Origin of the sequence: Mesorhizobium sp. ESP-6-2 (assembly GCF_020164675.1) — a bacterium.
Classification (GTDB): Bacteria; Pseudomonadota; Alphaproteobacteria; order Rhizobiales; family Rhizobiaceae; genus Mesorhizobium.
The window spans coordinates 177,578-190,599 of sequence record NZ_JAIUGT010000002.1; the positions used below are offsets into that span (position 1 = coordinate 177,578).

The 13,022-nt window shown below is 63.4% G+C and carries 12 protein-coding genes; 10 read left to right on the forward strand and 2 right to left on the reverse strand.

Annotation, left to right across the window (positions count from 1 at the left end; all coding sequences use genetic code 11):
- Positions 1–429: 429 nt before the first annotated feature.
- From LB532_RS05940 to LB532_RS05980, 9 genes are all read left to right on the forward strand, one after another.
- Entirely contained in the window at positions 430–1,527 is a 1,098-nt protein-coding gene (locus LB532_RS05940) for a Gfo/Idh/MocA family protein (RefSeq protein WP_140644342.1), read from the forward strand.
- A 42-nt stretch (positions 1,528–1,569) separates the two neighbouring features.
- Positions 1,570–2,484, forward strand: coding sequence for a sugar phosphate isomerase/epimerase family protein (locus LB532_RS05945; protein ID WP_140644340.1), 915 nt, complete (start codon positions 1,570–1,572; stop codon positions 2,482–2,484).
- A 50-nt stretch (positions 2,485–2,534) separates the two neighbouring features.
- Complete coding sequence (locus LB532_RS05950) at positions 2,535–3,479, forward strand: substrate-binding domain-containing protein (RefSeq protein WP_140644338.1); 945 nt, start codon at positions 2,535–2,537, stop codon at positions 3,477–3,479.
- 44 nt (positions 3,480–3,523) lie between these two features.
- Complete coding sequence (locus tag LB532_RS05955) at positions 3,524–4,543, forward strand: ABC transporter permease (RefSeq protein ID WP_181169617.1); 1,020 nt, start codon at positions 3,524–3,526, stop codon at positions 4,541–4,543.
- A 2-nt stretch (positions 4,544–4,545) separates the two neighbouring features.
- Positions 4,546–5,322, forward strand: a complete 777-nt coding sequence (locus LB532_RS05960) for an ATP-binding cassette domain-containing protein (protein WP_140644336.1) — start codon at positions 4,546–4,548, stop codon at positions 5,320–5,322.
- Positions 5,323–5,326: 4 nt separating this feature from the next.
- Positions 5,327–6,508 carry an aldose 1-epimerase family protein gene (locus tag LB532_RS05965; protein ID WP_140644334.1) on the forward strand — a complete coding sequence of 394 codons (1,182 nt, stop codon included), beginning with the start codon at positions 5,327–5,329 and terminating at the stop codon, positions 6,506–6,508.
- 85 nt (positions 6,509–6,593) lie between these two features.
- Entirely contained in the window at positions 6,594–7,676 is a 1,083-nt protein-coding gene (locus tag LB532_RS05970; protein ID WP_140644332.1) for a fatty acid desaturase family protein, read from the forward strand.
- Positions 7,677–7,704: 28 nt separating this feature from the next.
- On the forward strand, positions 7,705–8,016 hold the full coding sequence (locus tag LB532_RS05975; protein ID WP_140557934.1) for a MocE family 2Fe-2S type ferredoxin: 312 nt from the start codon (positions 7,705–7,707) through the stop codon (positions 8,014–8,016).
- Between the two features lie 49 nt (positions 8,017–8,065).
- Entirely contained in the window at positions 8,066–8,866 is an 801-nt protein-coding gene (locus tag LB532_RS05980) for a 3-methyl-2-oxobutanoate hydroxymethyltransferase (protein ID WP_140644330.1), read from the forward strand.
- Here the strand turns inward: LB532_RS05980 and hutH are convergent.
- Both hutH and LB532_RS05990 read right to left on the reverse strand, forming a co-directional pair.
- A complete protein-coding gene (gene hutH / locus LB532_RS05985; protein WP_140644328.1) occupies positions 8,831–10,348 on the reverse strand; it encodes a histidine ammonia-lyase in 1,518 nt (505 codons plus the stop codon). The genes LB532_RS05980 and hutH overlap by 36 nt on opposite strands.
- Entirely contained in the window at positions 10,345–11,346 is a 1,002-nt protein-coding gene (locus LB532_RS05990) for an ornithine cyclodeaminase family protein (RefSeq protein WP_140644326.1), read from the reverse strand. Before LB532_RS05990 ends, hutH begins: the two co-directional genes overlap by 4 nt.
- Positions 11,347–11,460: 114 nt before the next feature.
- Between LB532_RS05990 and LB532_RS05995 the strand changes: the two genes are divergently transcribed.
- A complete protein-coding gene (locus tag LB532_RS05995; RefSeq protein WP_140644324.1) occupies positions 11,461–12,894 on the forward strand; it encodes a DHA2 family efflux MFS transporter permease subunit in 1,434 nt (477 codons plus the stop codon).
- The last annotated feature ends 128 nt before the right edge of the window (positions 12,895–13,022 follow it).

Below are 13,022 nucleotides of genomic sequence, written 5' to 3' on the forward strand. Positions count from 1 at the left end.
TCACGCAATGCCGACGGCCGGCCGGGTGGCGACTGCTCTTCGCCAACCGCGATTCTGATGGGAAATGATGTGTCCGGCCTTGGCCGATGCGCAAGCCGTCGGGCTAAATCAGATCGCCCGGCAGGATCGCATCGGCGTGGCAGGATAGATTTCCCATCAAATCGAGGCATCAGGAGCGGTGTATGGATTCCGGTATGGCGCATTCCTTCGCCTTTCTGCTAGATTATGAGGTGTTTTGATTATTCATGATGTTGACAGCCTTCCGTGACTGCCGTCAATATCCCTCAAGGGCTCGTGGAGGAACATTGGCCCGAGGGAGGGAATTCCAATGCCTGATCCGATCCGCATGCCGCGGCTCCGGTTGCTAGCATCTGGAAGCGCGTTGGCGAGATGACGACGGCCGCGAAGACAGAATTCTGGGAGGAAGACATGGCAGGCAAAGGCTTCGAGCCGGACGTGAAGGTTCGCACCAGGGAATTCAGGATCGGCTGCGTCGGCGCCGGCATGATCATGGCCGAATGCCATCTCGCGGCCTATAAGGAAGCAGGCTTTCCTGTCGTGGCGATCGCTTCGCGTACGAAGGCGAATGCGCAGAAGGTCGCCACGCGCTGGGGCATTCCGACGGTCCACGACACGCCGGAACGACTGATCGAGGATCCGCAAGTCGAGATCATCGACCTGGCTTTCCCGCCGGACCAGCAGCCGACGCTGATCCGCCACGCGCTGAAACAGAAGCACATCAAGGCGATCCTGGCGCAGAAACCGCTGGCGCTGTCGGTCGAGGAAGCGGTGAAGCTGCGCGACGAGGCGGCGAAGGCGGGCAAGATCCTCTCGGTCAACCAGAACATGCGCTACGATCAGTCGATGCGCGTGCTGAAGCAGATCATCGACAGCGGCGCGCTCGGCGACGTCGTCTTCGCGCAGATCGACATGCATGCGATCCCGCACTGGCAAGGTTTCCTCGAGGAGTACGACCGGCTGACGCTTGCCAATATGAGCGTGCATCATCTCGACGTGCTGCGTTTCCTGTTCGGCGATCCCGATGAGATCACCACGCTGACGCGCAAGGATCCGCGCACGACTTTCGAACACACCGACGGCATCACCGTCTCGACGCTGCGCTTCCCGTCCGGCGTGCTCGCCGTGTCAGTGGAGGATGTCTGGTCCGGCCCACGCCAGGAAGGCTACAAGGACGACCAGCACATCAACTGGCGCGTCGACGGCACCAAAGGCGTCGCCAAGGGCACGATCGGCTGGCCGAGAGGTGCGGCCTCGACGCTGACCTATGCCTCGGCCGAGACGACGGGCGGCGAGTGGGTCAGCCCAAGCTGGGACACGATGTGGTTCCCGCATGCCTTCATCGGCGTGATGGAGCAGCTCCAGCATGCGGTGAAAACAGGCATGCCACCGGCGCTTTCCGTCGCCGACAACGTCAAGACCATGGCGCTGGTGGAAGCGGGCTACCGCTCGATCGCTTCCGGCCGCACGGTCAAGCTTTCCGAAATCTCGACAAACCCGATCAATTGAAATCGCTGGCAACTGAATCGCTTACAGGGAGGAATTCACACCATGATGCAGGCAGGTATTTTCACGGGCTATTTCCCGTACGGCCTTGAAGAGACAGCGAAGAAGATTCGTGGGCTCGGTTTCAACACGGTGCAGCTCGACCTGCATTTCAGGGATATCGACCTGTCGGCCGGGCAGATCACGAAAGATAAGGCCAAGACCGTGCGCGATGTCTTCCGCGACCACAACCTGCCGGTCTGCTGCGTGTCGGGCTACACCAACATCATCCATCCCGACAAGGCAGAGCGCGAGAAGCGCGTCGGCTACCTCAAGGAGATCATCCGCAACGCCCGCCATTTCGGCTCGCCTTACGTGATCTCGGAAACCGGCACTTACAACACCGAATCCGACTGGGTGCACCACCCCAAGAACAAGACCGAGGAGGGGTTCGAGGAATGCCGCAAGGTGATCGCTGACCTCGCCCAGACCGCCTATGACCATGGCGCGGTGTTCCTGCTTGAAACCTATGTCAACAACGTCGTCGGCTCGGTCGAGGAGACGGTCAAGATGTTCGCGCAGGTCGATCACCCCGGCCTTGGCCTGCTGATGGACCCGACCAACTATTTCGAGACGCACAACATCGATCGGATGGACCAGATCCTGAACCAGGTGTTCGACACGTTGACGGACAAGATCAGGATAGCGCATGCCAAGGACGTCAAGCGCTCGGGCAGCGACAAGTCGGAAAAGCACGCCGACATCGGCGATGAGGATGCCATGGAAAGCCACACCTTCCGCGGCGTCGGCGAGATCGAACTGCCGGCGCCCGGCCTCGGCTCGCTCAACTACGACCTTTATCTTCAGCGGCTTGCCGAGAAGCACCCGAACATTCCGGTCATCATCGAGCACCTGTCGGAAGACGACGTGCCGCGCGCCAAGACATTCCTCGACGGGAAGTTCCGCGCCAACGGCCTGTGACGGCCGGCCGCGCCGCCGGTGCATGGCGGCTTCAAACAAGGAGGAAAAGCATGTTGAAATTTGCATTGAAATTGGCGGCCGCCGCGACTGTTCTTGCCGGCGTCGCGTTCGGGTCGGCCGCACAGGCACAGGACGGCCAGAAGACCTTTTATCTGCTGTCGCATGGCGGTCCGTCGGACGCTTTCTGGATCGACTGGAACGCCGGCGCCACCAAGGCCTGCGACCAGCTCAAGGTGACCTGCAAGATCTCCTTCAGCGGCGGCGACATGGCGGCGCAGAAGGAAGCCTTTAATTCCGCGCTTGCCGCCAAGCCCGACGGCATCGCCACAACCTCGGCGCAGCCCGGCCTGTGGACCGAGGAGGTCAAGGCGGCGAAGGCCGCCGGCATCCCGATCGTGTTCTTCAACACCGACGACCCGGCGACGGGGCGGCAGGCCTATGTCGGCGCCGACCTGAAGGAGGCCGGCACCATCTGGGCAAAGTATCTTGTCGACCACAAAATGGTGAAGCAGGGTGACAAGGTCTTTCTGCCGGTCGAAGTCCCCGGCGCAAGCTACCAGCAGCTCGAGACCGAAGGCATCGCCAGCGTCTTCGATCCGCTCGGCATCAAATATGACGTGGTCGATTGCGGCACCGATCCGGCCGGCATCATCGCCAAGATGACCGACTATATGGTTGCCAACAATCCGCCGGCGATCATCGCGCTCGGCGATTCCGTGGCGGCCAGCGTCAAGCGGGTCTTCGACGGCGCCGGCGTGCCGGCAGGCAAAATCCCGGTCGTCGGCTGGGGCAATTCGAAGGAGACGGCGCAAGCCGTCAAGGACGGTTTCGTCAACGCGGCGGCCTGGCAGTACCCATCGGCGCAGGGCTTCATGCCGGTAGCACTGCTCGGGCTTGCCGCCTCGGGCGAGCCAATCGGCTACGACATCCACACTTTCGGTCTCTACGATGCTTCGAGCGTCGAGCCGATCCTCAAACTCTACGACAAGAAGTGAAGATGGACGCCCGCCGCGCCGGCGGCGGGCGCCTTGCAAGCAGCATGGTTCAGAACGTTATGGCAGTCACCGCGGAAGAAGGCGCAACAAGCGCCAGGAGCAGGTCGAGGCTGATGCGCTCGCCGCAATTTTCCTCATTCATCATCCTCGTCGTCCTTCTCGTGGTATTTGCGATCGCGGACGGCAATTTCCTGTCGCCGCTCAACATCTCCAACATGATGGCGTTCCTGCCCGAGCTCGGCATCATTGCCCTCGGCATGACGCTGCTTCTGACGGCCGGCGAGTTCGACCTGTCGGTCGGTGCCGTATTCGGCCTGGCGCCGGTGGTGGTGATGCTTCTGGTGCAGAACGGCGGGGTGGATATCGGCGTCGCCCTTCTGGCTGGACTTTTACTGTGCATCGCGATTGGGGCGATCAATGGGGTGATCGTCACCAAGATCGGCATCTCGTCGTTCCTGGTGACCCTGTCCATGCTGCTGATCGTGCGCGGCGCGGCCCTCTACATCACCCAGGGTTTCCCGCTGAAGTCGTGGGACCAGCCTGGCTTCTTCGTGACGCTGCTTGCCGGCAGCTTCAATATCGGCTCGTTCCGCTTCTACACCTCGCTGTGGTGGTTCGTCGGCCTGTCGCTGCTGGCAATCTACGTCCTGCGCTATGCCAAGCTCGGCAACTGGATCAGCGCCATTGGTTCCAACCGCAACGCGGCAGTAGCCCGCGGCGTGCCGGCGGACGCCGTCAAGATCTGGCTGTTCATCGCCACCTCGGTGCTGGCCGGGCTTGCCGGCATGATCAGCGCCTTTCGTATTTCGGCCGCTTCGCCGGTGGCCGGCACAGGCTATGAGCTCGAAGTGATCGCCATGGTGGTGGTCGGCGGCACGGCGCTGACCGGCGGACGCGGCACCATCCTGGGCACCATCGTCGGCGCGCTGATGCTGCGCGCCATCCGCAACGGCATCGTGCTCGTCGGCGTGCCCGGCCTCGCCTACAACATCTTCGTCGGCGTGATCATTCTCGCCATGCTCATCCTGCACGCTTTGCTGCAGAAAAACGCGGCAAGGAGCTGACGATGATGCAAGAAGTGCTTCGGCTGCAGAACCTGCAAAAATCCTTCGGCAGCGTGCGCGCGCTGAAGAATGCCTCGCTGACGCTGAGAGAAGGCGAGATAGTGGCCCTGCTCGGCGACAATGGCGCCGGCAAATCGACGCTGATCAAGGCGATCTCCGGCGTCTTCCCGGTCGATCGCGGTGACATCTATGTGCGCGGGCAGAAGGTTTCGATCCGCTCGACGCGCGACGCGATGGATCTCGGCATCGAGACCATCCACCAGGATACGTCGCTGGCGCCGGATCTCAGTATCGCGCGCAACCTCTTCCTCGGCCGCGAACCGGTCAATTTCAAATGGTTGGGCGTGTTTGCGCCGCTCGATCTCGCCAAGCTGCGCGATGCTGCCTCCTCCCTGCTGAAGCGCGTCGGCATCTCGAAGAAACTCGACGCCGACGCGCTGGTCTCGACGCTGTCGGGCGGCGAGCGCCAGTCGATCGCCATTTCGCGGGCCATGCAGTTCGCCGCCAAGGTGATCATCCTCGACGAGCCGACCAACAATCTCGGCGTCGAGGAAACCCACGGCGTGCTGCGCTTCGTCAGGGAGATGCGTCAGGCCGGCCATTCGGTGCTGCTCATCACCCACAACATCCATCACGTGTTCGAGGTTGCCGACCGCATCATCGTCATGCGCCGCGGCGAGATCGTTGCCGAGCAGACGGTCGCCGATACCGATCTGCTGACCGTGGAAAGCATCATCACCGGCGCCGACCTATCGGCCCTGATGAAGAGGGCGCAGTGACGGCATGGTAGAGCTTTACGGCAAGACGCTCTCGCGCCGGCAGGTCTCGGAACGCTCCGGCATGCTGTCGCAGTTCGCTGGCGTGCGGCTGATGACGCTCGGCGACGGGGTGGAGCGCGGTATCCGCATGCTGGAGTTCCGTACGGGCTCCGGCCTGCGCTTCACCGCACTCGTCGACCGCGCGCTCGATATCGCCGATTGCGACTTCAAGGGCCAGGCGATCGGCTGGCACTCGCCGGGCGGTTTTCGCCACCCCGGTCTTCACGACTATGAGGGGGAAGGGGGGCTGGCCTGGGCACGCTCCTTCTCCGGCTTGCTGGTCACCTGCGGCCTCGACCATATACTGGGCCGGGAAGAGGTGCCGGCCGAGAACTACAATTATCCCGGCAAGAAGACCGTGATCCATTCGCTGCATGGCCGTGTCGGCACCATCCCGGCGCGGCTGACAGGCTATGGTGAGGCGTGGGACGGCGACCGCTGCGTGCTGTGGGCCGAAGGCATCGTGCAGCAATCGGCGGTGTTCGGCGAGGATCTGCATCTGATCCGGCGGATCGAGGCGGATGTCGGCGGCAACGAGATCCGGCTGTCCGACCGCGTCGTGAACCATGGCTTCAATCGCACGCCGCATATGTATTTCTACCATGTGAATGTCAGTCATCCCCTGCTTGACGAGGGCTCGCGCTACCTCGCGCCAATCCGCGACGTGGTGTGGGCCGGCCATGCCGGCGAGCGCTATGAGGCGCAGAAGGTCGGCTACCGCACGGTGCCGGAACCGCGGATGGAGTTCAGCGAACAGGTCTGGCAGCATGAAATGGACGCCGATGGAAAGGGCGAGGTACCAGTCGCGGTGGTCAACGACCGGCTCGGCCTCGGCTTCGAAATGGTGACGCGGAAAGACCAGCTGCCTTGCGCCTATCAATGGCAGAATTTCCAGGCCGGACAGTATGCGCTGGGCATCGAGCCATCGACGCATCATGTGCTCGGCGATCTCGCCGCGCGCGAACGCGGCGAGATGATCTGGCTGGAGCATGACGAAGGCCGCGCCTACGACGCCGTGTTCCGGGTCCTGGACGGCAGGGAAGCGATCGCCGGCGCCGAAGCCAGGATTGCGGCGATCGCCCGCCAGCCCGAACAGGATTATCCTCGGCCTTCCGGCAATTTCCGGAGACTGGCGGGCCCGGCATGAGCGCGACATGTATTCAAAGCAAGCCCTCCGGCCGGCGGACCGGATTGCGAGCGGTGCGAGAAGTTTGGAGGCCCGTGTGAAGACGATGGCAAAAAAGCGGGATTACAGCCTGGTCGGTGAAAGCACCAGGGCCGCGATCGAGACCGGCCTGGCCTCCGCCGAATGGTATCACACCGATGTCCCCCGCAAGGTGATGAAGGAGCTGATGCAGCGTTCCGACGGGCCGGCGATCCGCGACACCATCATCTGGATTGTTGCGATCCTAGCCTCGGCCGCCGGCATCATCTGGTTCTGGGGCTCATGGTGGGTGGTGCCGTTCCTGTTCGTCTACGGCGTGCTCTACGGCTCGTCGAGTGACTCGCGCTGGCACGAATGCGGCCATGGCACGGCCTTCCGCACGCGCTGGATGAACGATGTCGTCTACCACATTGCTTCCTTCATGCTGATGCGCAATCCAGTGCAATGGCGCTGGAGCCATGCCCGCCACCACACCGATACCATCATCGTCGGCCGCGACGCCGAGATCGCCGTCATGCGGCCGCCGGACCTGTTGAAGGCGGCGCTGGCCTTCACCGGCATCCTCGATTTCCGCTATTCGCTGCCGACGCTGGTGCGCCAGGCTTTCGGCAAGCTGTCCGACGAGGAGAAGAGCTACGTTCCGGAAATGGAATGGGCAAAGGCGGTGACGGCCGCGCGGTGGCATGTTGCCGTGTATATTGCGACGATCGCTGTCGCGGTCGCGCTGAGGTCATGGATACCGGTTGTGCTGATTGGTTTGCCGCGCCTCTACGGCACCTGGCACATGGTGATGACCGGCCTGCTGCAGCATATCGGGCTGGCCGACAATGTCGTCGACCACCGGCTCAACACGCGCACCGTCTACATGAACCCGATCAGCCGGTTCATCTACTGGAACATGAACTACCATGTGGAGCACCACATGTTTCCGATGGTGCCCTATCATGCGCTGCCCAGGCTGCATGAGCTGATCAAGCACGACCTGCCCGTGCCGAACCCGTCGATGTGGCATGCCTATCGCGAGGTCTGGCCGGTCCTGCTCAGGCAGCTGAAATACGAGGACTACTACCTCAAGCGCGAGCTGCCGCCGACGGCCAGGCCCTATCGCGGCGAATTCCATGAGATCGACATGTCGGCGGCGGCTGAATAAGGATCGCGAGTGGTTGCGGGAGACAGAGATGGCCGATTGGATTGAAGCGTGTGCGGTGGACGATGTCGAGGAAGAGGATGTCATCCGCTTCGACCACGGTGGCCGAACCTTCGCGATCTATCGCTCCCCGGACAATGAATTCTTCGCCACCGACGGTTTCTGCACGCATGAGAAGGCACATCTCGCCGACGGGCTGGTGATGGACGACATCATCGAATGTCCCAAGCACAATGGCCGCTTCAACTATAAGACGGGCCAGGCCAAGGGCGCGCCGGTCTGCGTCAATCTTGCGACCTATCCGGTGAAGATCGAAGCTGGCAAGGTGATGATCGAGATCTGAAGCGCGGCAAACCGATCCGGCACCGCGGCAAGCAAAAGAGGGACGTTTAATGAGCCGAAAGAGACCGACCGTCGCCGACCTGCGCGCCATGAAAGGCAAGCGTCAGCTGACCATGCTGCGCGTGCTGACCCTGGACGAGGCGGAAGCTGCCGAGCGGGCAGGGGTCGATATCGTCTCCGTGCCGCCGGAACTCGTGCTCAACCCGCAATACCGCGATGCGGCACCGAGCCTGTTCACCATGCCGGGAGACAATTTCTACGAAATCGGCACATCGGATGATTTCCTGCGTTGGGCTTTCCGGCTCTACAAGGCCGGCGCCGACGCGGTCTATTGCAGCGCGGGCTACGCCACCATCAAGCGGATGGCGGACGATGCCATCCCCGTCATCGGCCATGTCGGCCTCATTCCCTCCCGCGCGACGTGGACCGGCGGCTTCAAGGCGGTCGGCAAGACCGCCGACACCGCCATGCAGGTGTTCGAAGCGGTGAAACAGCTCGAGGCCGCCGGCGCCATCGGCGCCGAAATCGAAGTGGTGCCGGTCGAGGTCGCCAAGGCAATCTCGGAGCGCACCTCGCTGATCATGCTGTCGATGGGCGCGGGCACCGGTTGCGACGCGCAATATCTGTTCGCCGAAGATATCCTTGGGCAGAATCGGGGCCACATGCCGCGCCATTCCAAGGTCTATCGCAATTTCGCCGCTGAATATGATCGGTTGCAGGTGGAGCGGGTGGCGGCGTTCTCCGAATATGTCGCCGACGTCAACAGCGGCGCCTATCCCGAGGACAGGCATGTGGTGCACATGGATCCGGCCGAGCTACACCTGTTCCTCGACAAAGTCGGCCGGGGCTAAGATCGGCTGCCATCTGTCGCTGGCGAGCGCGGCATGAAGCGCGTCGGCTTCGATGCCGAGCGGCCGATCCTCCCTAAGCGCCGGCACCAGCGCGCGTATCGCCGTATGGATAGCGGCTGTGCCCGGCGCCAGCGTCAGCCCGTCGCGCAGGTCAACGGCCTGGGCGGCCGCCATCAGTTCGAAAGCGATCAACCGTCGCCACAGCACAACCATAGCGGCGCATTTAGCGATCACTAGCGGCGTCTGCGTGGCATGGTCCTCGACGCCCTCGGAGACGGACAGGAAATCGAGCATCACGGGATTGGCCTTGTGGCGGATGGCGGCCAGGATCGATGTTACCGTCTTCTGCAGCGGGACGAAGCCGGCCGATGCGCCACCGACCGGCGACAGATATTTCGGCAGGCCGTTGCGGCCCGAGCCGGTGAGCTGGATGAAGCGCGCCGCGCTTGCCGCGGCGCATTGCGCGATTGCCAGGCCAAGCGTTTCGAAGACAAGCGACAGCGAGGCGGTGTGGAAATTGCCGGTCGACAGCACCAGCTCGTCCTCAGCCAGTACGAGCGGGTTGTCGGCGGCGGCGTTGAGCTCGATCTCGACGGCACGTCTCGCCTGATCGATCGCCTCGATCACCGCGCCATGGATCGATGGCATGCAGCGGATCGACAGCGGATCCTGCAAGGTGATCGGCGCCGGCGCCTCGTCACGGGCCAGCAGATCCTGCAGCGCCTTGGCGGCCTCGGCCTGACCTGCTGCCGGCCGCGCCAGATGCAGGCGGGGATCGAGAATGGTGCGGTTCGCGCCGATGCCTTCCATGGTCAGCGCGCCGGCCTGCTGCTGTTGGGCCAGGGCGGATAGCGCATCCGTCACCACAAGTGCGCCGCTGCCGGCGGAAACGGCGGACGCGTTGATCAGCGACAGCCCATCCTTCGGGGCCAGGCCGATGGGGGCCAGGCGGGCCATCATCAGCGCCTTGGCCGCGGACATGCGCCGGCCCTGATAGTCGGCCTCGCCTTCGCCGATCAGCACGCGGGCGATAGCGGTCATCAGCACGAGATCGCCGGCGCCGATCGAGCCCAGCGACGGCATCACCGGATGGATGCCGGCATTGAGCGTGTCGACCAAGGCGACGAACACTGCGGGCGAAAGGCCGGAGCCGCCGGCCGACAGCATCGTCAGGCGGGCAAGCATGGTCGCCCGCACGGTTTCCACCGGCAGCGCTTCTCCGACGGCGCCGCTGCGTCCTTCCAGCAATTGGCGCTGGAAGGCGCTGGCGTCGCCTCCGACCGTTGTGCCGAGATTGGCGCCGAGACCCGTATTGAGCCCGTAGATCTGCTGGCCGGACGCGGCGGCCTTGTCGAGCACTTTCCGCGCCTTCTCCAGCCTGCCGATAACATCGGGCCCGATTTCCACCTTGCGTGCCTCGCGGGCAACGACGGCGACATCGCCGACGCTGACGTCGGCTCCGGTGAGGATCAGAGCGCTCATGCGAAGCGCAGCCTTTGACCGATGCCTTGTGCCTGCGCCTTGGCCAGCATTGCCTTGCCGAGCGCGATATCGGACAGCGACAGACCGCGATGCCAGAACAGGATTGTTTCGTCATCGCTTTCGCGCCCTGTTTTCAAGCCGGCGGCGATCTGGCCGAGCTCGGCATGCAGCGTCTTTTCGCTCAGCCGACCGGTTTCGACATGAGCGCGCAGCGAACCGAACTTGCCGCCCTTGCACTGGCCCCAGTCGTCGACGACCATTTTCTGCATGATGTCGGTCAGCGAGAGCTCGACCGCGCTCATCGTGCCATAGGGCACGACCAGCGCACCACGCTTGATCCAATCGGTCTTCAGCAGCGGCTGCGGCTCCGGCAGCCGCGAGGCCTCGACGACGATGTCGGCGCCCTCGACGCAGCTTTGCCAGTTAGCCACAGGCTTGACCGGCTTGCCGAGGTCGGCGGAGAGCCTGGCGGCAAAGCCGTCGCGGCTTTCCGGCCGGCGCGAATGGACGCGGATCTCGTCGAAGTCGAAGAGGTGGTCGAGCAGCCGCACGTTCCAGTAGGCCGTGCCGCGCGCGCCGATATGGGCAAGCACCTTCGAATTCCTGCGCGCCAGATGCCTGGCGCCGATCGCAGTGACGGCGCCGGTGCGCATGTCGGTGATGACGGTGGCGTCGAGGATGGCGCGCGGCGCGCCGGTGCGCGGATCGAACAGATTGAGGATGCCGAATTCGGAGGGCAGGCCGTGCAGGTAGTTATCGACATAGTCGCCAACGATTTTCACGCCCGCCGCATCGAGCGGCGCCACGTAGCCGCGCAAAACATTGAAATGGCCGTGGAAGGCGGGATCTGGCTCGAGATGAACGCGCGGCTCGATCACCGTCTGGCCGTCGCCTTGTGCGACCAGGCCGGCCTCCACGGCGTCGAGGATTTCGGCGTCGGTCATGGCAAGGGCATCGATGTCGAGGGCGTTGAGATAGTCGATATAGATAGGCTTCATGCGTGCGCGTTCCTCGGCCGCCCCGTTCATCCATAACAGGCCACGCCGCGACACGAAAGTTTGTTGGCCCTTGCCTGGACGTCGCCGGCCAAATGCTGTTCAAAGCGGTCCGTCATGACTGCCATCCCCGAGACTGAAGTTTTAGCCGACCCAGCCAGCAATTCGCGGCGTGTGGCGCTGATCGTCGCCATTGCCTTCTTCATGCAGCTCTTGGATTCGACGATCATCTCGACGTCGCTGCCGCAGATGGGTGCCTCCTTCGGCGTGCCGGCGGTGGCGATGAGCATCGGCATCACCATCTATATGCTGACCATGGCGGTGTTCGTGCCGCTGTCGGGCTGGCTCGCCGACCGGTTCGGCGCGCGCAACATCTTCCTGGTGGCGATCGCACTGTTCACGCTGGCTTCGCTCGCCTGCGGCTTCTCCGAGAATCTCACCGAGTTCGTCGCGGCGCGCGCCGCGCAAGGGCTGGGCAGCGCATTGATGACGCCGATCGGCCGCATCCTGGTGCTGCGCAACGCGTCAAAATCGGAACTGCTCAACGCAACCGCGCTCATCACCTGGCCGGCGCTGTTCGCGCCTGTCGTTGGTCCGGTGCTTGGCGGTTTCATCACCACCTATCTCTCCTGGCACTGGAATTTCTTCATCAACATCCCGCTTGGGCTGATCGGGCTGGCGCTGGTCGCCCGCTTCATCCCCGGTGACCGTGAAGCCGATCCCAAGCCACTCGACTGGCCGGGTTTCTTTCTGACATCGGCGGGACTTGCTTGCCTTCTCTGCGGCCTCGAGCGTATCGCGCATCCCGACGACGGCGTGCTGCCGACGGTGCTGCTGGTCGCGGCAGGGATCGTCATCGGCTGGTTGGCGGTGCGGCATCTCCGGCGCGCGCCCCATCCGCTGCTCGACCTGTCCTCGTTCAAGGTGCTGACCTTCGCCATCTCGACACTTGCGGCCGGCACCATATTCCGCGTCGCGATCAACGCCACGCCGTTCCTGCTGCCGCTTTTGTTCCAGGTCGGCTTTGGCATGAGCCCGGTCGATGCCGGCATGATGATCCTGGCCTATTTCCTCGGCAATCTCGGGATGAAGACGGTGACGACGCCGATGCTGCGCCACTTCGGCTTTCGTTCGGTGATGGTCGTCAACGGCGTCATTGCATCCGCATCGATCATGGCCTGCGCGGCGATCTCGCCGCAGACGCCGCAGGCGCTCGTGGCGGGGCTGATGCTGATCGCCGGCCTGTCGCGTTCCATGCAGTTCACGGCGCTGAACACTCTGGCCTTCGCCGATATCGCCGCGGCGCAGCGCAGCTCGGCGGCGACGCTGTCCTCGATGCTGCAGCAGGTGGCAATGCTGTTCGGTGTGGCGATAGCGGCGGCGATCCTCAACCTGTCGCAGATCGCCAGGGCCCAACCGGCCCTGGACCTCGTCGATTTTCGAGTCACCTTCCTGGTGATCGGCGTCATCGGGCTGGTGGCGTCGTTCCGTTTCCTGGTGTTGCCGAGGACCGCCGGCGCCGAGGTTTCCGGCCACATGGCCGGGAACTGAAATCGAATTTTCCCATCCACCGCAGGGTTAAATTCCATCTTCGCCTTGCGCCTTGGTGTTGTGCTTGCGCAAGACGCAGGGGATGGCGCAAACAATTGCCAAAAGTGCTGGAGTTTCCGGGCATTGCG

What these genes read in the sequence shown, in the direction of transcription:
- LB532_RS05955 (WP_181169617.1), top strand. Translation starts at nt 3,524, where the DNA reads ATGGTTCAGAACGTTATGGCAGTCACCGCGGAAGAAGGCGCAACAAGC.
- LB532_RS05990 (WP_140644326.1), bottom strand. Translation starts at nt 11,346, where the DNA reads ATGAAGCCTATCTATATCGACTATCTCAACGCCCTCGACATCGATGCC.
- LB532_RS05960 (WP_140644336.1), top strand. Translation starts at nt 4,546, where the DNA reads ATGATGCAAGAAGTGCTTCGGCTGCAGAACCTGCAAAAATCCTTCGGC.
- LB532_RS05975 (WP_140557934.1), top strand. Translation starts at nt 7,705, where the DNA reads ATGGCCGATTGGATTGAAGCGTGTGCGGTGGACGATGTCGAGGAAGAG.
- LB532_RS05995 (WP_140644324.1), top strand. Translation starts at nt 11,461, where the DNA reads ATGACTGCCATCCCCGAGACTGAAGTTTTAGCCGACCCAGCCAGCAAT.
- hutH (WP_140644328.1), bottom strand. Translation starts at nt 10,348, where the DNA reads ATGAGCGCTCTGATCCTCACCGGAGCCGACGTCAGCGTCGGCGATGTC.
- LB532_RS05950 (WP_140644338.1), top strand. Translation starts at nt 2,535, where the DNA reads ATGTTGAAATTTGCATTGAAATTGGCGGCCGCCGCGACTGTTCTTGCC.
- LB532_RS05940 (WP_140644342.1), top strand. Translation starts at nt 430, where the DNA reads ATGGCAGGCAAAGGCTTCGAGCCGGACGTGAAGGTTCGCACCAGGGAA.
- LB532_RS05970 (WP_140644332.1), top strand. Translation starts at nt 6,594, where the DNA reads ATGGCAAAAAAGCGGGATTACAGCCTGGTCGGTGAAAGCACCAGGGCC.
- LB532_RS05945 (WP_140644340.1), top strand. Translation starts at nt 1,570, where the DNA reads ATGATGCAGGCAGGTATTTTCACGGGCTATTTCCCGTACGGCCTTGAA.
- LB532_RS05980 (WP_140644330.1), top strand. Translation starts at nt 8,066, where the DNA reads ATGAGCCGAAAGAGACCGACCGTCGCCGACCTGCGCGCCATGAAAGGC.
- LB532_RS05965 (WP_140644334.1), top strand. Translation starts at nt 5,327, where the DNA reads ATGGTAGAGCTTTACGGCAAGACGCTCTCGCGCCGGCAGGTCTCGGAA.